This window comes from Pseudomonas sp. RGM 3321 (assembly GCF_022836805.1).
GTDB lineage: Bacteria > Pseudomonadota > Gammaproteobacteria > Pseudomonadales > Pseudomonadaceae > Aquipseudomonas.
Window position 1 is genome coordinate 81,783 of record NZ_JALHBH010000115.1, and the last position, 19,465, is coordinate 101,247.

Genomic DNA, 19,465 nt, shown 5'->3' on the forward strand with positions numbered 1-19,465 from the left:
TGGGACTCTCGTTCCCACGCTCCGCGTGGTAATGCATTTCGTGACGCTCTGCGTCACACAACGGTTCTGTGATGTCAGGTAGATTTGGGTTCGACTCAGGTCACCTTTTCGCCCCTCGGCGACCTACTTTGATGGGGCCAAAGTAGGCAAACCCCCTCGCTCCTGTTTCCGGCCCGACTTCGTCGGGTTCCTTCGCCCTGTCACTAACGTCGCACACTGCGTCGTCAGTACCATCGCGATTAAAAGGCGCTTTTATTATGGGCAAGACAGCCCTCTCAATGGTTGTAGGCCCGTTCGTTGTGCTCGGCCAGGTCCAGGCCCATTTCTTCGACTGACTCGTGAGCGCGCAGGCCGATCAGTGCCTGCACGGCTTTGAGGATGATCCAGCTGACCGCGAAGCAGTAGGCGGTGGTGAACAGCACGCCTTTGATCTGGGCAATCACTTGGGCGCCCATGCTGACATCGGGCACCAGACCGCCCAGTGCGGGTACGCAGAACACGCCGGTCAGTACTGCACCGATCATGCCGCCGATGCCGTGCAGGCCGAAGACGTCGAGGCTGTCGTCGTAACCCAGGCGTTTCTTCAGGACGGTCACGCTCAGGTAGCAGAACACCCCGCACAGCACGCCGATGGCCAGTGCTCCGCCGACTCCGACGTAAGCACACGCCGGGGTGATGCCGACCAGACCCGCCAACGCACCGCTTGCCAGGCCCAGCGCGCTGGGTTTGCCGACCTTGAACCACTCGGTGAACATCCAGCCGAGTATTCCGGCACAGGCACCCACTTGCGTATTGAGCATGACGATGCCGGAAGTGCCGTTCAGGCCGCCACCGGAGCCGATATTGAAACCAAACCAGCCGACCCAAAGCATCGCCGCGCCGGCCATGGTCAGGCTCAGGTTGTGCGCAGGCATCGGGGTATTCTGATAGCCCTTGCGTTTGCCCAGCACCAGACAAGCCGCCAGTGCTGCAACACCGGCATTGATGTGCACAGCGGTGCCACCGGCAAAGTCCAGCACGCCCCAGTTATGCATCAGCGCACCTGCCCCGCCCCAGACCATATGCGCCACCGGCGCATACACGAGGGTGAACCACAGCGCCATGAACAGCAGCGCGGCCGAGAATTTCATGCGTTCGGCAAAGGCTCCGGCAATCAGCGCAGGCGTGATAATGGCGAAGGTCATCTGGAAGGTCACAAACACGCCCTCCGGAATGTCACCGACCACACTGTCGGGGGTCATGCCGGCCAGAAACGCGCGGCTCAGTCCGCCGACAAAGCTGTTGAAGCTCACCTGCCCTTCGACCATGTTGCTGGTATCCACCACCATGCTGTAACCGTAGATGACCCACAGTACGCCGACCACTCCGGCAATGCCGAAGCATTGGGTGAACAGCGACAACATGTTCTTGGCCCGTACCAGCCCGCCGTAAAACAGTGCCAGCCCCGGAAGGCACATGAACAGCACCAGCACGGCTGCGGTGATCATCCACGCCGTGCTGCCGGTGTTCAGAACGGGGGCGTCCGCTGCCTGCGCCAACGGGGCAAGAGCGCCGAGCGCGAGTAAAGCTGTAAGGGATTTGCCGTGTAGACGATTGACCATGTTCAAAGCTCCCGCAAATGAATGGAAAGTGTCTGGCAGCAAAGAGGGTCATTGAGACAGGCGAGGCTCTTCGGCCTCTTTGGGGGCAAGCTCTCGTTCCCACGCTCCGCGTGGTAATGCATTTCGTGACGCTCCGCGTCACACAGCGATTCTGCGACTTGAGAAGGATTGAGGTTCGGCTCAGGTTACCTTTTCGCCCATCGGCGAGCTACTTTGATGGGGCCAAAGTAGGCAAGTCCCTTCGCTCCTGTTTCCGGCCCGACTTCGTCGGGTTCCTTCGCCCTGTCACTGATCCGGGGGTCGCCGCAACGGGCCACCCATGGCCCGGTGCGGCTAGCCTGGCGTCCTCCCAGGCTACCCCCGGATCAGCGCCAGGACTCAGCCGTCACTAACGTCGCACTCTGCGTCGTCTGTGCCATCGTGATCGAAAAGCACGTTATGGCGTCAGTCGGCGCCATCGCGGTCGAAAAGCACGTTATCGAATCAGTATCCAGAACCCGAACCAGGAATCCACGACGTCCCGGCCAAGGGCACTCGGGCCATCGCCGCAGACTCGACGGTCAGCGCCACCAGGTCTTCCGGGTCGAGGTTGTGCAAGTGCGACTTGCCGCAGGCGCGGGCCATGGTCTGGGCTTCCAGGACGAGTACGCGCAGGTAGTTGGCCAGACGCCGCCCGCCTTCGACGGGGTCGAGACGTTTGGACAGTTCCGGGTCCTGCGTGGTGATGCCCGCAGGGTCGCGGCCGTTCTGCCAGTCATCGTAATAGCCCGCTGCCGAGCCGATCTTTTTCAGCTCTTCGTCGAGACGCGGATGGTTGTCGCCCAGGGCTATCAATGCAGCAGTCCCTATCGCCACTGCATCAGCGCCCAGCGCCATGGCCTTGGCCACGTCGGCGCCGTTGCGGATACCGCCGGAGACGATCAATTGCACCTTGCGGTGCATGCCCATTTCCTGCAATGCCTGCACCGCTTGCGGGATGGCGGGCAGAATCGGGATGCCGACGTGTTCGATGAACACTTCCTGAGTGGCCGCAGTACCGCCCTGCATGCCGTCGAGCACAATCACGTCAGCACCAGCCTTCACCGCCAGCTTGACGTCGTAGTATGGGCGGCTGGCACCTATCTTCACGTAGATCGGCTTTTCCCAGTCGGTGATCTCGCGGATCTCGGCAATCTTGATCGCCAGATCGTCGGGGCCCGTCCAGTCCGGGTGACGGCACGCAGAACGCTGATCGACGCCGACTGGCAAGGTGCGCATGCCAGCCACGCGCTCGGTGACTTTCATGCCCAGCAACATGCCGCCGCCACCGGGTTTGGCGCCCTGCCCCAGGACGATTTCGATGGCATCGGCCTTGCGCAGATCGTCGGGGTTCATACCGTAACGCGATGGCAGGTACTGGTAGACCAGATGCTGCGACTGACCGCGCTCTTCCGGGGTCATGCCGCCATCGCCGGTGGTGGTGCTGGTGCCGGCAATGGTCGCACCGCGGCCCAGCGCTTCCTTGGCGTTGGCCGACAATGCGCCGAAGCTCATGCCTGCAATAGTCACCGGAATTTTCAGGTACAGCGGCTTTTTGGCGAAACGATTACCCAGCACCACGTCGGTGCCGCACTTCTCGCGATAGCCTTCCAGCGGGTAGCGCGAGACGCTGGCGCCAAGCAGCAGCAGGTCGTCGAAGTGCGGCAGTTTGCGTTTGGTGCCGCCGCCGCGAATGTCGTAGATGCCGGTTTCCGCAGCACGCTGGATTTCCTGAATGGTCAGGCGATCGAAGGTGGCCGACTCGCGCAGGACTGGAGCAGGTTTGTGGCTGATAGGGTCGCTCATGGTAGTGCTCCTGGATCAGTACGCGGAGGCGTTATCGACTTTGAAGTTGTAAAGCTGACGGGCCGAGCCGTAGCGTTTGAAATCCGCGGCCTTCTCTTTGAAGCCCGCGCGATTGAGCAACTCCTGCAACTCCTGCAGATGCTCTTCGCGCATCTCTTTGGCGATGCAGTCAGAGCCCAGCGACTCGACCTTGCCTTTGACGTAGATCCGCGTTTCGTACAACGAGTCGCCCAGCGCATCGCCTGCGTCGCCGCAGACCACCAGCCGACCGGCCTGCCCCATGAAGCAGCTCATGTGGCCGATGCTGCCGCCGACCACAATGTCGATGCCTTTCATGGAAATGCCACAGCGTGCCCCGGCATCGCCTTCAATCACCAACAAACCGCCGTGCGCTGTGGCACCTGCGGCCTGCGAAGCGCTGCCCTTGACGCGGACTGCGCCGGACATCATGTTCTCCGCGCAGCCAACACCGACATTACCGTGCACGGTAATCGAGGCTTTCTGGTTCATGCCCGCGCAGTAATAGCCAGCATGGCCTTGGATATCGATGGAGATGGCCTCGTTGACGCCGACCGCCAGGTTATGCGCGCCATCGGGATGCGTCACCAGCCATTCGCGGTCCTGTAGCTCCTTTACCTGGTCGTGCAGGGCCTGATTGAGATCACGCACGGTGGCGCTGGAAAGATCGACGGTTTTCATGAGCGTGCTCCCTCGGCTGGCTCGCGTTCCCAGATGTACATGGTGGCCGGGACCGGTTCCCAGACCCTGGCGTTTTCGATCCCCGGCAGGCTGGACAGCGCCTGGTACTCCGAGGCCATGGCGACATAATCGTCGGTTTCGGCGAGAATGGCCGGTTTGCAGGCAATCGGATCGCGAATCACCGCAAACCCGTTGCGCGTGCCGATGGCGAAGGTAAAAAAGCCATCGAGGTCCTCCAGCGATTTGTCGAGCGCCTGCTTGAGGCTGTCGCCCTGTTGCAGGCGCCAGGCCAGGTAACCGGCGGCCACTTCGGTGTCGTTGTCGGTCTCGAAGTGAATGCCTTCAAGGCGCAGGTTCTGGCGCAGGCGAAAGTGATTGGACAGCGAGCCGTTGTGCACCAGACACAGGTCCGAGCCCGTGGAAAACGGATGACTGCCTTCCATGGTCACCGCACTTTCAGTGGCCATGCGCGTGTGGCCGATGATGTGGCTGCCCTTCATGGACGCCAGACCGAAGCGCTCGGAAATCTCCCTCGGCAACCCCATGCCCTTGAGGATCTCGATACTCTGCCCGGCGCTCATGATGCGTACGGTGGGCGCCAGCTCCGCCAGCGCGGCACGCACTAGGGCTTCTTCCGCCTGAATCTTCAATACCGCGGCGCTGGCATTCTGAAACCAGTCCAGTGGCGCGCTCAACCTGTCTTGCAGCGCCGCGATCAGCGCTTTGAAATCATACTGTTCGGTGGTGGCCTGCAAGGTCAGCTTGACCCAGCCCTGCGCTACTTCATCGCCATAGATGGCGAACCCGGCACTGTCAGGTCCACGGTCGGTCATGGCTTCTAGCATCGGCTCGAACAACTTGCCGAGTTGTGATTCCAGCGCCGGGTTTTTCAGATACAAACCAACGATTCCGCACATAAGCCTCACCTTGTTCGGGAGCGGCAAGCTTCACGCTGCAAGCCAACCGCATAGACAGAAAAAATCAAATTCGCCGCAATCCAGCTTCTTTTTGCAGCCTGAAGCTTGAAACGTGCAGCTAGAAAAACTCGATATAACGCTTCACTTCCCAGTCGCTCACGTGGCGGCTGTACTCCACCCATTCCATGCGTTTGAGACGGATGAACTCACCAACGATCTCGTTGCCCAGCACCTCGGCGAACAAGGGGTCGGCTTCGAGTGCATCGCAGGCTTCCTTGAGTGACTGCGGCAGGGTCTTGATGCCCCGTGCGGCGATTTCTTCGAGGCTCAATTTGTAGAGGTTCTCGTTGCAGACGTGATCGATTTCCAGTTGCCGGTCGATGCCGTCCAACCCTGCGGCGATGATCGCGGCGCTGACCAGATACGGGTTGCAACCGGCGTCCGGCAGGCGAAACTCCAGACGGCCATAGGGCACGCGCACCATCGCCGAACGGTTGTTGGCGCCGAAGGCAATGAAGGCCGGGGCCCAGGTGGCTCCCGACAGCGAATTGCCGACCACCAGGCGTTTGTAGGAGTTGACCGTGGGTGCCGCGAAGGCACACAGCGCGGGGCCGTGAGCCAGCAGGCCAGCCGCAAAGTGATAGGCCATCTTCGACAGGCCCATGCCGCTGGGGTCGCTGGCGTCGTGGAACAGGTTCTTGCTGCTGGCACTGGCAATCGACAGGTGAAAGTGCATGCCGTTGCCTGCACGCTTCGGATCGGGTTTGGGCATGAACGAGCAGATCATGCCCATGTCGTTGGCGATCTCCCCGGCCGCCATGCGGAAGAAAGTGAAGCGGTCCGCCGACTCCATGGCCTCGCTGTAGGTGTAATTGATCTCGAACTGGCCGTTGGCGTCTTCGTGATCGATCTGATAAATGTCGAAGCCCACCGGCTGTAGCGCCTCGGTCAAGCGCTCGAGAAACTCACGCGAACGCGACAGCCCCTTGTAGTCATAGCAAGGCTTGTCGAGGTTATCGCTGGCATCGACCATTTGCAGGCTGCCCGCGGCATCGCGCTTGAACAGGCTGAACTCGGGCTCCAGCCCGGTATTGAGGGTCCAGCCACGCTGCCTGAGGCGTTCGACCTGGTGCTGCAACACATAGCGGCTGTCATAGGGCCACGGCTTGCCATCCACATGACCGATGCACACCACCCGCCCATACCCCGGCTGCCATGGCACCGGGGTCAGCGACGACAGGTCGCCCCTGGCCATGAAGTCCGGGCCGTGGGGTTCCATGCCCATGCCGCAGATAGCGAAACCGGCGAACCCGGCACCGTCCTCTGCAACCATTTCCAGGCCGGTCACAGGAACCGACTTGGTCTTGGCCGAACCATGAATATCCACGAACTGAGCCAGCACGTACTTGATGCCGTGCTGTTCGATCAGGCGCTGTGTTTCGGGTGGCAGCATGGGACGTGTCTCCTGGCATGGCAAAACGTTTCAGGGAAGGACCGTTGTTTCACTACCTGCCGAGAATATATTCTGAACAGGAAAGTTAATTTCCCTCTAGGAATGCAAAGCGCTTGCCAGTTTGGTATGCCAGCAAATCGAAGAGACGTGGAAGGGGCAATTCAGCTGTTTATATGGGAAACTCGTTTTCCCTCCGGGAATAATCTGCAACTGATAGCACGCGATGACAGCGGCGAAATGCACATTCCCGGTGCGAAATAAAAATTATTGAACGGAAACTGTGCGCAGCCGATGAATATGCCGACCGAACCGCATCCCAAACTGAAGCTTGAGCAATACCTGGGTATTCAGATCAAACGCCAGCGCCAGGCTCAAGAGCTGAAGCTTGCCGATGTTGCGCGCATTGCCGGTATCAGCCAGGGCATGCTGAGCAAGATCGAGAATGCGCAGGTGTCGACCAGCCTCGACAACCTCAGCCGTCTTTGCGACGTGCTGGGCATGCCCATGTCCAAGCTGTTCAGCCAGTACGATCAGCAAGGCAGCAGTGCACTGCTGGTGAAAGCCGATGAAGGGCTTGAGGTGGTGAGGCGCGGCACCGAGAAAGGCCACACCTATCACTTGCTCAACCATACCCGCGGGCCGAAAAAGAGTTTCGAGGCGTACATGGTGACGATGGACGATGCCAGTGAGGAGTTTCCGACCTTCTCACACCCCGGCACCGAGTTTCTCCACCTGCTGGAAGGTGAACTGATCTACCGCCACGGCAACCAGCTGTATCCGATGCAGGCCGGTGACAGCCTGACCTTCGACGGCGACATTCCCCATGGTCCCGAACAACTGGTGCAGGTGCCGATCAAGCTGCTGTCGATCATGAACTATGGTGCGCAGGGCGATTGAGGCCAGGCCGGCAGCGGCGCGCCTGCGGTGGTTACAGGTATTTCAACCAGCTGATATCGCGACGACGCGCCTTCAGCGCAGCGAACCAGCGCACCGCTGGAAACAGCAGCACCGCCAGTACCACCGAGGTCAGCCAGACGCCCCACATGTGGTCGAAACCGAAGTACTTGCCCTGATTGGTTCCCCAGATCGCTACGGCAATCAGGTACAGAATCTTCAGGACATAAAGGTGCAGCAGGTAGAAAAACATCGGTGCAGAGCCGAGCACCACCAATGGCCGCAACCAGCTTTTTTCCTGACTGAGCTCAAAGGCGATGAGAATCAGCAGACCGATCCCCAGCGTCAGGCTGATGAACAGCAACGACGGTGGGTATTTGGTGATGTTGAAGAAGCTCATGACCGTTTGCACGCCGGTCTCGCCAACGCTCCACGGCTTTTCACCGTAGCCGTTGATCATGCGCAGGACCACAAAGCCCGACAGTGCTCCCCCACCCCACATCCACAGGTTTGCACGTCGTTTCGCAGCGTCATAACGACCGGCAAACCAAGGGCCTGCGGCATAGCCCAGCGCGATAATGCCGATCCACGGCAATAACGGGTAAGAGGTACGGAAACGCAGGTTATCGGACACTTCGATCCAGCCCCGATCATGCAGAATCGCCCACGGGGTGTGCATGGCCGACTCGACCCCGAAGTGCAGTGAGTCCAGCAGGTTATGCCCGGCAATGATCACCACACCAATGACCACCAGCGCCCAGCGCGGCAGAAACACCATCAGCGACAGCGCAACCATGCTCAGGCCGATGGCCCAGATCACTTGCAGGTAGATGATGGTCGGCGGGAACTGGAAGGTCCAGGCGAAGCTCACCAGGGTGAACTCCAAGGCAATCAGGAACAGCCCACGCTTGAGCAGAAACGCCGACACGTCGGTCCTGCCCTGGTATTTCTCACCATACAAGTACGCCGAAAGCCCGGTCAGCAGAACGAACAGCGGCGCACATAAATGCGCCAGTGTGCGGCTGAAAAACAGGGCGGGTTCGGTGCTTGCGACCTCCATCGGGTCGAGGACCTGGCGGTGCAGGAAGAAGGTTTCCCGCACGTGGTCCAGCAGCATGAAGAGAATGATCAGCCCGCGCAGAGCATCGATAGAGCGCAGCCGTGATGCTGGCGCGCGGGTTGGTTGAACAACTGCTGTCATGAAAAATCCAGATCCGTCGCCGGAAGTGCAATGAGTCGATGGTGTTCTGTGTCAGAACTCGTTCTGAAGTGCCTTGTAGCCGCGCACCAGGTCAATGTTGGTGTGCGCCACGTCTTCGGAAAACTCAGAAGCCGAAATGCTCACCGGTGGGAACTGCGATAGATCAGTATTAGGCCCGATCCGGGTGGTGGACGGCACGTAAAAATCCTCCGGCAAATCGCGACCGTCGACCACCGAGTTGTGTCTGACCACACTGCCGTTGCCGATCTGGCAGTTGAACAGCACGCTGTTGAAGCCGATGAACACGCGATCTCCGACCATGCAAGGTCCGTGCACGATGGAGCGGTGGGCGATAGAGGTGAACTCACCGATGGTAACCGCAGCACCCGATTTGGAGTGAATCACCACGCCATCCTGAATATTGGAATTGGCGCCGATGACGATCGGCTCCATGTCCCCTGTCGCGTCGACTTCGTCGGCGCGGATCACGGCATAGGGGCCGACAAACACGTTGTCCTTGATGATCACCTTGCCGCAGATGATCGCGGTTTTATCGATGTAAGCGGATTCGGCGATGACCGGCAGATGGCCGGAAGGATTTTTACGGATCAAGGTATGAAGCCTCAGGACAGGTAGTTGGAAGTCTGGGCGGCCGCATCGTGCGGATGCAGGCTTTCGAAGTGACGCACACTGACGCTGGAGGCTGCATAGCGGCCTTCCAGGGCTTGCTGGACCTTGCGTGCGGCGTCTTCGACGTACATCAGGTTCTGGCCGTTGAGCCGGGCGAATGCCTGCTCGTCGGCACGCTTGACCGCGGTTTGCACCGGGGTGCCCAACGCCTGCTCGACCGCGTCGATCAGCGTCATCAGGCCCAGTTCGGTCGCCTGCTCTGCCACCCGCACCTGGACGGTAGCCACGCTACGCTGGCTGTGCGGCGTGGCGAATGAGGCGTTCTCGCGCAGCCAGGTCGCAACCTGCATCGGGTCGACAAACGACTGCCTGCCAAAGCGTGCCGTAAAAGCGCCTTCCAGCAATTGTCGAGACAGTGCAGCCGAGCACGGGCAAGTAGACGAATAAGTGATGTCGGCTGAAACGTCGAGGCACAAACGGCCAGCGTGCCAAGTGGCGTCAAGCTTCACCGGGTAGGATTTCCAGCCGCTGAGCCCTTCGGTAATCAACGCCGGGCGACGGCACAGCAGATTGAAGCTCAGGGTGAGCCGGGCGCGGCTGGAATGGCAGTCCAGGTGGCTTTCAACCATGGCTTCCATCAGCGCAGACAACGTATCGGGGCTCAGTATCTGGTGCTCGGCAAACCTGTAGAGGAGCCGGTAGAGCCGCGACATATGGATACCCTTGACACTCGGATCGGCCAGATCGACTTGCAGATCGACATGCGCATGGACCGGGTGCCGGACGCACGCTTCGGCCAGCCTGACGGGCACTTCGACGCCCTGCATGCCGACCCAGTCAAGTGAAACCAGGGCCGAGGAAACTTCCGTCAGGGCAACGTCTGGGAGGGGGTTGTTCATGTGCGTCAGTCGTCTCTTTGGCGAACCTCGCCGAGGGGGCGAAGCCTGATGTTGGCGGTTCACGGCCGCACAGCGTGCAGCCGCAAATTCGTTACACTATAACATCATGCTTATAGACTTCATCAACCAAACGCTAGCGAACCTTTACAGCGCAACACCGACGCAACCTGCCTATTAGGTCTTTGCCAGTTCCTCGATCAGAAAATTCCGAAAGGCCGCAACCGCTGCGGGCAGGTTGCGGCCGGCCATGCTTTGCAGTTCGATACGACGCGCCTTCATGCCTTCGTCGCTGATCGGCAGCGACTTGAGCTGTTTTTCGTGTGCGCGCTTGTCCAGCGTCATTTCGCTGGACAGGCTGATACCGCCCTCCTCACGCACAAACCGCAGTAGCGCGCCAATGTAATTGCTGGTCAGCACCGGATCGAACAGCAGACCCTGCACCCCGCAACAGATGTCGAACAACTGGCGCAAGGTCGTATCAGTATTGGTCAGGGCGATGGCATAGGGTTGCAGCTCGGCCAGCGAGACTTCGGTGCGTGAGGCCAGCGGATGGTTATGACTGACCACTGCGCAGATTGCGCCGCTGTGGATGTGCTCGACCTTGATCTCGTTCTGCGGTGTCAGGCTGAAGGTCAGACACAGGTCCGCATCCCCGGAGCGCACCCGCTCGGTGGCCTGGGCCGGCGCGCAGACCTCCATCGAGAAATGGATGCCTTGATACAGCCGCCGGAACCGCGCAATGCACTGAGGCAGGAAATCCAGGGCAAAGCCTTCCGAGCAGGCAAGTCGTACATGACCACGCTGCAAGCCTTGCAGCTCGGTGATTTCCAGTACGACCTGCTCGGCTTCCAGCTGTGATTTGCGCGCATAGGCTGCCAAACGGATACCCGCCTCGCTGAGCATCATGCCGCGTGCCTGGCGCTCGAACAGCACGGCATCCAGCTCGCGCTCCAGCTTGCTGATCTGCCGACTGACTGCCGAGGACGCGACATTGAGCCGGATCGACGCCTCGCTGATCGACCCGCAACGCGCCACTTCAAGGAAGTAGCGCAACGCGGTGGACTGTACGCCGTAGAGTTGCATCGCGGCTCCTGCGTTGCCTTTTCGGCAATGAAAGGTTCGAAATATTGTGCTTGTGGCATTGATACGCTTTGCCTAGAGTCATGTCGAGGCGCAACATCAATACAACGCAATCAAAAGAACACTGCAGCCTCGTTTCTCCCCTCTTCTCGCATTTGCGACCCCACTGCCCTTTGATACATCCACTTTGCCTTTTGGAGACGACGGCATGGGAATCAAGGGTTTCGCTCGCAGCATCGCGCTATTGAGCCTGTTCAGCAGTTTTTCCGCCCTGGCTGGCAAGGCCGACGACACACTGGTCTACGCCTCCGACAGCGAGCCGGAGAACATCAGCCCCTATCACAACGACCTGCGCGAGGGCGTGATTCTCGGTCGCCTGATCTGGGACAACCTGGTCTATCGCAACCCGGACAATGGCGAGTACCAACCCATGCTCGCCACCAGCTGGAAGCAGGTCGACGACACCACCATCGATTTTCAGCTGCGCGAGGGCGTGAAGTTTCACAACGGCGATCCGTTCACGGCAGATGACGTGGTGTTCACTCTCAATTACGTGGTATCGCCCGAATCCAAGGTGGTCACCGTACAAAACGTCGACTGGATCAAGAGTGCCGAGAAACTGGGTGACTACAGCGTGCGCCTGCACCTGAAAAAGCCCTTCCCGCCTGCGCTGGAGTATCTTTCCAACGCTGTGCCGATGTTCCCGAAAAAGTATTTCGAAGAGGTCGGGATGGCAGGCTTCAGCCGTAAACCGATTGGCACGGGGCCTTACAAGGTGACGGCCATTGCCACCGGTGAAGGCGTGAAGATGAACAAGAACCCGGATTACTTTCAGGGCAGCCCACAAGGCCAGCCGAAGATCGCTCACATCAACTTCCGGGTGATTGCCGATGCAGAAACACGTCTGGCCGAACTGATGACCGGTGGCATCGACTGGACCTGGCGCGTAGCGCCGGATCAGGCAGAAAACCTCAAAGCCATGCCCAACCTGGTGGTCACCAGCGGCGCGACCATGCGTATCGGCTTTCTGATTCTGGATGCACGCGGCACCTCCAGCGCCGACTCGCCGATGAAGCACCTGAAAGTACGCCAGGCCATCAACTACGCGATCAACCGTGACGGTCTGGCCTCGCAACTGGTCGGTGGTGAAAGCAAACCATTGCAGGTCGCCTGCTACCCCGGTCAGTTCGGTTGTGACACCACGGCAGCCACGGTCTACAACTATGACCCGGCCAAGGCCAAGGCGCTGCTCGCCGAAGCCGGCTACCCGAACGGCTTTGAAACCGAAATATTCGCCTACCGCGACCGCGACTACGTTGAAGCAATCATCGGCAACCTGCGTGCAGTCGGCATCAACGCCAAGCTGCGCTACCTGAAGTACGCGGCCCTGCGTGATCAGCAACGTGGCGGCAAAGTGCCAATGTCGTTTCAGGCCTGGGGCTCGTTCTCGATCCTCGATACCTCGGCCTCGGCCGGCACCTGGTTCAAGGGCAACCCGGACGACAACATCAAGGACCCGCAAGTCCAGGGCTGGCTGCAGACCGCCGACAATGCGCTGGACCCACAGGTGCGCAAGGATAATTACCGCAAGGCGTTGCAGCGCATCAGCGAGCAGGCGTACTGGGCGCCGCTGTTCAACTACTCGATGAACTATGCCTACGTCTCGGACCTGAACTTCAAGCCGTATCCGGACGAGCTGCCGCGCTTCGTGCTGTCGAGCTGGAAATAGGCCGTTGGTGAAGTCAATTGGCGAGACCGGCTGTGAGGTGCGTGATGCGCCTTGCAGCATCGGCAGCCAGCCCGTCATTCCCTGAACACAAGGTCACTTGCCATGTTCGGATTTCTCTTGCGCCGCCTGGGCATCGCCCTGTGCGTAGCGATCACCGTGTCGGTGATCAGCTTTTCCCTGCTGCATCTGTCCGGCGATCTGGCCACTGCCATCGGCGGACCGGAAGCCAGCAGCGAGCAGATCGAACAGATCCGTGTGCAATACGGCCTCAACAAACCATTGGTGACGCAGTATTTCGAATGGTTGGCCGACGTGGTACGCCTGGATCTGGGCGACTCGTTCTTCTTTCAGGAATCGGTCTACAACCTGATCGCCTCGCGCCTGTCGATCACCCTCGGGCTAGGGGCAATGGCCCTGAGCATTGCGCTGCTGATTGCCATTCCGTTGGGCGTACTGGCCGCCGTGAAGCGCGACACGTGGATTGATCGCCTGGCGTTGAGTATTGCGGTATTGGGTCAGGCGATGCCGAGTTTCTGGTTCGCGCTGATGCTGATCGTGGTGTTCTCGGTCACCCTGAAATGGCTGCCGGTATCGGGCAACTCGACCTGGGCGCACTTCGTCATGCCTGCCATTGCGCTGGGTTATTACGCCACACCGGCGATCATGCGCCTGACCCGCGCTGGCATGCTCGACGTGCTCAATTCCGATTACATCCGCACCGCGCGTGCCAAGGGCCTGCACCCCACCACGGTGCTGTTCAAGCATGCCTTGCGCAACGCGTTGATCCCGGTGGTCGCGCTCGCCGCCGTGGAGTTCGGTTTCATGCTCGGCGGCTCGGTGGTCATTGAAACGGTCTTCTCGCTGCAAGGCATCGGCCAACTGGCCTGGGATGCGATTGCCCGTGACGACTTCCCGGTGGTGCAGGCGGTCGTGCTGTTGATCGCGGTGATCTACATCGTCCTCACCCTGCTGGCCGACATGCTCAACGCATTGCTCGACCCGCGCATTCGCGTGAAATAGGAGGCCCGTATGAGCACAACCACCTCATCGCCGCTGCTGATCAACGATTACCAGCCACCGGCGCGCAGTGTCTGGCGCACCCTGCGCAACAGCTTCGCGCACCGCGGTTTTGCCCTCGGCGCGGTGTTGTTGCTGATCATCCTGTTCGGCGCACTGTTCGCCCCCTGGCTGGCCCCCTACGACCCTTACGCGCAGGATGTAATGCTGCGCATGAAACCACCTGTATGGGTGGCCAACGGCACCTGGGACTATGTGCTGGGCACCGACAAACTGGGCCGCGATTACTTGTCACGCCTGCTGTACGGCGCACGCATCTCGCTATTCATCGGTTTCTCGGCGGCGCTCATCTCTGGCGTCATCGGCACCATCATGGGCCTGCTGGCCGGCTACTTCGGCGGCAAGACCGACGCTGTGATCAGCTACCTGATCACCACGCGCCTGGCAATGCCAGTGGTGATGATCGCACTGGCCTCCGCATCGCTGATCGGTGGCTCGCTGAAAGTGGTGATCGTGCTGCTTGGCTGCCTGCTCTGGGACCGCTTTGCCGTGGTGGTCCGCGCTGCCGTACAGCAGATTCGCGACGCTGAATACGTGGCTTCGGCCCAGGCGCTGGGCTGCTCGACGCTGCGCATTCTGGCCAGCGAAATTCTGCCTAATCTGGTCGGCGCACTGATCGTGGTTGCCACGCTGGAGATGGCCCACGCGATCCTTCTGGAATCGGCGCTGTCGTTCCTCGGGGTCGGCGTACAGCCACCGATTCCGTCCTGGGGACTGATGATCGCCGAAGGCAAACCGTACATGTTCTTTTCCCCTTGGGTTATCGCGATTCCCGGCATCGCCCTGATGGTGCTGGTGCTGGGCATCAATCTGGTCGGTGACGGCCTGCGCGATCTGATCCTGCCCGACGGGCGCAACTGACAGAGGAGATACGCGCATGGCCCTGTTACAGGTTGAAAACCTGCGTGTCGAGATCCCGCTGGGACAGGACACGCTCCACGCAGTGCGCGGCCTGGATTTTCAGGTCGAGCGCGGCGAAATGCTGTGCATCGTCGGCGAGTCCGGCTGCGGCAAATCCCTGACTTCGCTGGCACTCATGGACCTGCTGCCGCGCAAGGCCCGGCGTACCGCAACGACGCTGAGCCTGGATGGCATTGACATGCTGACCCAGAGCGAGCGGCAGATGTGCGACCTGCGCGGCAACCGCCTGGCGATGATCTTTCAGGAGCCCATGACCTCGCTGAACCCGGCCTACAGCATTGGCGATCAGCTCAGCGAAGTGCTCACCCGACACCGCAAGGTGTCGCGCAAGGAAGCCCTGCAACGTGCGGCGCAGATGCTTGAAAAAGTCGGGATCAGCAACGCTGGCGAACGCCTGCGTCAGTATCCGCATCAATTGTCGGGCGGCCTTCGTCAGCGGGTGATCATCGCCATGGCCCTGATGTGCGAACCGGACGTAATCATCGCCGACGAGCCCACCACCGCACTGGACGTGACCATACAGGCACAGATCCTGCGCCTGATTCGCGACATCCAGAAGGAGCTGGGTCTGGCCGTGATCTTCATTACCCACGACCTTGGCCTGGTGGCGCGCATTGCCGACCGGGTTGCGGTGATGTACGCCGGGCAGATCGTCGAAACCGCCCCGGCCGTCGAGTTGTTCGAGAACCCGCAACATCCTTACACCCGAGGCCTGCTGGCGAGCATTCCGATCCCAGGACGCACCCAGCCAGGCCAGCCGCTGGGGTCGATTCCGGGGCTGGTGCCCAGCCTGGTCGGCGAGCAGCACGGCTGTGCCTTCCGCAATCGCTGCCCGCAAGCAATCGCAGCGTGTGCCGATGATGTCCCTCAGGTTCACAGCCACGACCACATGACCCGCTGCCTGTTTGCTTCAACGGGCGCAGAAACTGTATTGCATCGTGAGGGCATGACGTCATGAACAATCAGGCCTTTAACACGAGCGTCAAAAAAGACATTGCTCTGGAGCTGTGCGACATCCGTCGCGAATTCAGCATCAGCCGTGGTTTTTTCAAACCCAATGCCACGTTGAAAGCCGTCGACGGAGTGTCGTTGCGCCTGATGCGCGGCGAAACCCTCGGGCTGGTCGGCGAATCAGGGTGTGGCAAGAGCACTCTGGCCAAGATGCTGCTGGGCCTGCTCGCGCCCAGCAGCGGAGACGTACTGGTCAATGGCAAACACCTCGCCGGAACCGACCGCAAGGAGATGGCACGGCGCATCCAGCCGATCTTTCAGGATCCTTACTCGTCGCTCAACCCGCGCAAGACCCTGCGCGAAATCGTCACTCTGCCATTGATCGTGCATGACATCGGCACCCATACCGAACGCCGCCAGCGTGCAGAAGTAATGATGGACGTGGTCGGTCTGCCCAAGCGCGTGATCGACAGTTACCCGAGCCAGCTTTCCGGTGGCCAGCGCCAGCGGGTAGCGATTGCGCGGGCGCTGGTGATGCGGCCGGATGTGTTGATCTGTGACGAACCGACTTCGGCGCTGGACGTTTCGGTGCAGGCGCAAATTCTTAATCTGCTACAGGACCTGAAACAGGAATTCGGCCTGACGTACTTGCTGATCAGCCACAACCTGGCCGTTATCGAACACCTGGCCGACCGCGTCGCGGTGATGTACCTGGGGCGGATTGTCGAAGAGCGCAGCCGCGAATCGCTGTTCGCCAGACCCGGTCATCCCTACACCCAGGCCTTGCTGGACTCAGTGCTGACCCCTGACCCGCATCTGGGCATTCCCGATCTGGGTTTGCACGGGACCTTCCCCAACCCCATGTCGCCGCCGTCCGGCTGCGCCTTTCACCCGCGCTGCCCGGCCTGCATGGCGGTGTGCAAGGAGAAGTCTCCGGTGATTGGCCGCATGGAAGGCGGAACCGTGCGCTGCCACTTGCGCGACACCTCGAACACCCTGGAGCTGATGCCCTCATGAGTAGCCGTTCGCACGCCATCGAAAACGTCACTGAACAGTTCGACAACGGCGCGTTTTTCGCCCTGCTTGGCGAAAGCGTCGCCTATCCGACCCAGAGCCAGGAGGCCGAGAGCCTGCCGGAGCTTTATCGCTATCTGCACGAATTCATTACACCGCATGTCGAGCGTCTGGGTTTCAGCGTGGCGGTGCATGACAACCCGGTCGCCGGGCGTGGCCCCCTTATGATCGCGACCCGTATCGAAGACCCGGCCCTGCCGACCTTGCTCAGTTATGGTCATGGCGATGTGGTTCGCGGTTATGACGCGCAGTGGCAACCGGGCTTGTCGCCGTGGCAGGTGATCGAACGTGGCGAACGCTGGTACGGACGTGGCACTGCGGACAACAAGGGCCAGCACCTGATCAACCTGACCGCTCTGGAGCAGACCCTCAAGGCACGCGACGGCAAGCTGGGTTTCAACGTCAAACTGCTGCTGGAAATGGGCGAAGAAGACGGGTCGCCGGGCCTTAGCGCGTTCTGCCAGGCGCATGCAGAAGAACTCGCTGCGGATATTTTCATCGCCTCCGACGGCCCACGCCTGGCAGCGGCGCGCCCTACCCTGTTTCTCGGCTCACGCGGGGTGTTCAATTTCGAAATGACGGTGAACCTGCGTGAAGGCGCGCACCATTCCGGCAACTGGGGCGGGCTGCTGGCAAACCCTGGCATCATTCTGGCCAACGCAATTGCCAGCATGGTCGATCAGCATGGCCGAGTGAAAATCGCGGGCCTGATGCCGACAGCCATCCCAGAAGCCGTGCGCGCTGCGTTGGCAGATATAAAGGTCGGCGGCGGCCCCGGCGACCCGGACATCGACGCTGACTGGGGCGACCCGGCGCTGTCGCTCAGCGAAAAAGTCTTCGGCTGGAACACCCTCGACGTTCTCGCCTTCAAGACCGGCAACCCGGATGCCCCGGTACACGCCATTCCCGGCAAAGCGCACGCGCTATGCCACATTCGCTTTGTGCTCGACAGCGATTACAACGCGTTCATTCCAGCCGTGCGTGCGCACCTGGATGCGCACGGTTTCACCCAGGTCGAAGTCCGTCAGACGCGCATGGACGTGATGCATGCCACGCGCCTGTCACCCGACAGCCCGTGGGTCGGTTGGGCACTGGAATCGCTGGCCGCCACCACCGGCAAGAAGCCGGCACTGCTGCCCAATCTGGGCGGTTCGCTGCCCAATGACGTGTTCGCTGAAGTACTGGGCCTGCCGACCGTCTGGGTGCCACACTCGTACCCGGCGTGCTCGCAACATGCCCCCGACGAGCATTTGCTGGCACCGGTGGTCAAAGAAAGTCTGCAAATCATGGCCGGACTGTTCTGGGATCTGGGAACGGACGGCGCACGGCTGACCCGCGAGCATCGGGCACAGGAGCTGAGTGAATGAATGAAGCACAGCGGCAGGCCAGCGACTGGCTAAGCGGGCAGTATGAGACGATGGAGGCGCTGTTGCAGAGCCTGGTCGATACCGACTCCAACAGTTACGACAAGGCCGGAGTCGATGCGGTCGGCGAACTGCTCGCCGCGCAATTGCAGGCCGACGGGATCAGCATCGAACGTATCCCGGTTGAGGGTTTCGGCGATGTGCTGCTGGCTGAGTTGCCCGGCGGACCCGGCAAGCCGGTGCTGCTGCTCGGCCATCGCGACACGGTATTTCCCAAAGGCACCACGTCCACTCGCGGCTATACCAAAGATGCCGAACTGGCCTATGGCCCTGGCGTGGCGGATATGAAAGGCGGACTGGTGCTGAACTGCTTTGCGCTGAAAGCGTTGAAACGCATCGGCCCGCTGCCGTTTCCGGTACAGATCCTCTATACCGGCGACGAAGAAATCGGCTCCGCCAGCGCTCGCGTGCACATCGAAAAGTACGCCCGCGAGGCCCGCGCGGTGCTCAACCCGGAACCGGGACGCGCCAGCGGTAATGTGGTGAGTGCCCGCAAAGGCGGTGCCACGCTGATCATCGAAGTGAACGGCCGCGCGGCGCATTCCGGGGTCAATCACGCCGACGGTGCCAGCGCGATTCAGGCGCTGGCGCACAAGGTGATCAAGCTGCATGCGTTGACCGACTACGCAGCAGGCATTACCACCAACGTCGGCTTGATCTCGGGCGGCACCTCCAGCAACACCGTTGCGCCCAGCGCGACGGCGAAACTCGACGTGCGCTTTGTCGAACTGCGCCAATGGGATGAGATTCTCACCGCCGTCCAGGCCATCGTCGCCGAAGAGGAGCTGCCCGGCACATCGGCCAGACTGCTCGAAGCCACGACCTTCCTGCCCATGGAAGCCCGGCACAGCACTGAACTGCTGAGTATTTATCAGGGTCTTGCGCAGGAACTGGGTTTCAACGTGGAAGGCGAATTCACCGGGGGCTGCGCCGACTCCGGCTTCACCGCCAGCCTGGGCATCCCCACGCTGTGCGGCCTCGGCCCGGTCGGCGGCAAGGTACACACCGACCGTGAATATCTGGAGCTTGATACCCTGGTGCCCAGAGGCCAGGCGCTGGTGGCGACGATATTGGCGCTGGGGGATGTTTGA

Annotated in this window: 17 protein-coding genes; 8 read left to right on the top strand and 9 right to left on the bottom strand. The window is 60.7% G+C overall.

Annotated elements, in window-relative coordinates; translation table 11 throughout:
- Positions 1-275: 275 nt before the first annotated feature.
- From RGM3321_RS18510 to glnT, 5 genes are all read right to left on the bottom strand, one after another.
- Positions 276-1,601, bottom strand: coding sequence for an ammonium transporter (locus RGM3321_RS18510; RefSeq protein ID WP_244394298.1), 1,326 nt, complete (start codon positions 1,599-1,601; stop codon positions 276-278).
- Between the two features lie 483 nt (positions 1,602-2,084).
- On the bottom strand, positions 2,085-3,425 hold the full coding sequence (locus RGM3321_RS18515) for an FMN-binding glutamate synthase family protein (protein WP_003423978.1): 1,341 nt from the start codon (positions 3,423-3,425) through the stop codon (positions 2,085-2,087).
- 15 nt (positions 3,426-3,440) lie between these two features.
- Positions 3,441-4,124 (bottom strand): protein glxC, encoded by a 684-nt coding sequence (locus RGM3321_RS18520; RefSeq protein ID WP_244394299.1) that lies wholly within the window; start codon positions 4,122-4,124, stop codon positions 3,441-3,443.
- On the bottom strand, positions 4,121-5,041 hold the full coding sequence (locus tag RGM3321_RS18525) for a glutamine amidotransferase family protein (protein ID WP_244394300.1): 921 nt from the start codon (positions 5,039-5,041) through the stop codon (positions 4,121-4,123). The genes RGM3321_RS18520 and RGM3321_RS18525 overlap by 4 nt, the downstream gene beginning before the upstream one ends.
- Before the next feature lie 118 nt (positions 5,042-5,159).
- Positions 5,160-6,494, bottom strand: coding sequence for a type III glutamate--ammonia ligase (glnT, locus tag RGM3321_RS18530; protein WP_244394301.1), 1,335 nt, complete (start codon positions 6,492-6,494; stop codon positions 5,160-5,162).
- A gap of 291 nt (positions 6,495-6,785) precedes the next feature.
- Here glnT and RGM3321_RS18535 point away from each other — a divergent pair, with 291 nt between their 5' ends.
- Entirely contained in the window at positions 6,786-7,391 is a 606-nt protein-coding gene (locus tag RGM3321_RS18535; protein ID WP_004665568.1) for a helix-turn-helix domain-containing protein, read from the top strand.
- 31 nt (positions 7,392-7,422) lie between these two features.
- Here RGM3321_RS18535 and RGM3321_RS18540 read toward each other — a convergent pair whose 3' ends face one another.
- From RGM3321_RS18540 to RGM3321_RS18555, 4 genes are all read right to left on the bottom strand, one after another.
- On the bottom strand, positions 7,423-8,589 hold the full coding sequence (locus RGM3321_RS18540) for a DUF1624 domain-containing protein (protein WP_244394302.1): 1,167 nt from the start codon (positions 8,587-8,589) through the stop codon (positions 7,423-7,425).
- 51 nt (positions 8,590-8,640) lie between these two features.
- Positions 8,641-9,201 (bottom strand): carbonate dehydratase, encoded by a 561-nt coding sequence (locus RGM3321_RS18545; protein ID WP_244394303.1) that lies wholly within the window; start codon positions 9,199-9,201, stop codon positions 8,641-8,643.
- Between the two features lie 11 nt (positions 9,202-9,212).
- On the bottom strand, positions 9,213-10,118 hold the full coding sequence (gene folE2 / locus RGM3321_RS18550) for a GTP cyclohydrolase FolE2 (protein WP_244394304.1): 906 nt from the start codon (positions 10,116-10,118) through the stop codon (positions 9,213-9,215).
- 174 nt (positions 10,119-10,292) lie between these two features.
- Positions 10,293-11,201, bottom strand: coding sequence for a LysR substrate-binding domain-containing protein (locus RGM3321_RS18555; RefSeq protein WP_244394305.1), 909 nt, complete (start codon positions 11,199-11,201; stop codon positions 10,293-10,295).
- Positions 11,202-11,406: 205 nt separating this feature from the next.
- Here RGM3321_RS18555 and RGM3321_RS18560 point away from each other — a divergent pair, with 205 nt between their 5' ends.
- The 7 genes from RGM3321_RS18560 to RGM3321_RS18590 all read left to right on the top strand — a co-directional run bounded on the left by RGM3321_RS18560 (position 11,407) and on the right by RGM3321_RS18590 (position 19,465).
- On the top strand, positions 11,407-12,927 hold the full coding sequence (locus RGM3321_RS18560; RefSeq protein WP_244394306.1) for an ABC transporter substrate-binding protein: 1,521 nt from the start codon (positions 11,407-11,409) through the stop codon (positions 12,925-12,927).
- 102 nt (positions 12,928-13,029) lie between these two features.
- Positions 13,030-13,947 (top strand): ABC transporter permease, encoded by a 918-nt coding sequence (locus RGM3321_RS18565; protein WP_244394307.1) that lies wholly within the window; start codon positions 13,030-13,032, stop codon positions 13,945-13,947.
- A gap of 9 nt (positions 13,948-13,956) precedes the next feature.
- On the top strand, positions 13,957-14,865 hold the full coding sequence (locus RGM3321_RS18570; protein ID WP_244394308.1) for an ABC transporter permease: 909 nt from the start codon (positions 13,957-13,959) through the stop codon (positions 14,863-14,865).
- Between the two features lie 16 nt (positions 14,866-14,881).
- Entirely contained in the window at positions 14,882-15,883 is a 1,002-nt protein-coding gene (locus tag RGM3321_RS18575) for an ABC transporter ATP-binding protein (protein ID WP_244394309.1), read from the top strand.
- The gene (locus RGM3321_RS18580; RefSeq protein ID WP_244394310.1) at positions 15,880-16,893 is read left to right on the top strand and encodes an oligopeptide/dipeptide ABC transporter ATP-binding protein; all 1,014 of its coding nucleotides are present in this window, start codon (positions 15,880-15,882) and stop codon (positions 16,891-16,893) included. The genes RGM3321_RS18575 and RGM3321_RS18580 overlap by 4 nt, the downstream gene beginning before the upstream one ends.
- Positions 16,890-18,317: a M20 family metallopeptidase gene (locus RGM3321_RS18585; protein WP_244394311.1), complete on the top strand. Its 1,428-nt coding sequence runs from the start codon at positions 16,890-16,892 to the stop codon at positions 18,315-18,317. Before RGM3321_RS18580 ends, RGM3321_RS18585 begins: the two co-directional genes overlap by 4 nt.
- The gene (locus RGM3321_RS18590) at positions 18,314-19,465 is read left to right on the top strand and encodes a M20 family metallopeptidase (protein WP_244394312.1); all 1,152 of its coding nucleotides are present in this window, start codon (positions 18,314-18,316) and stop codon (positions 19,463-19,465) included. Before RGM3321_RS18585 ends, RGM3321_RS18590 begins: the two co-directional genes overlap by 4 nt.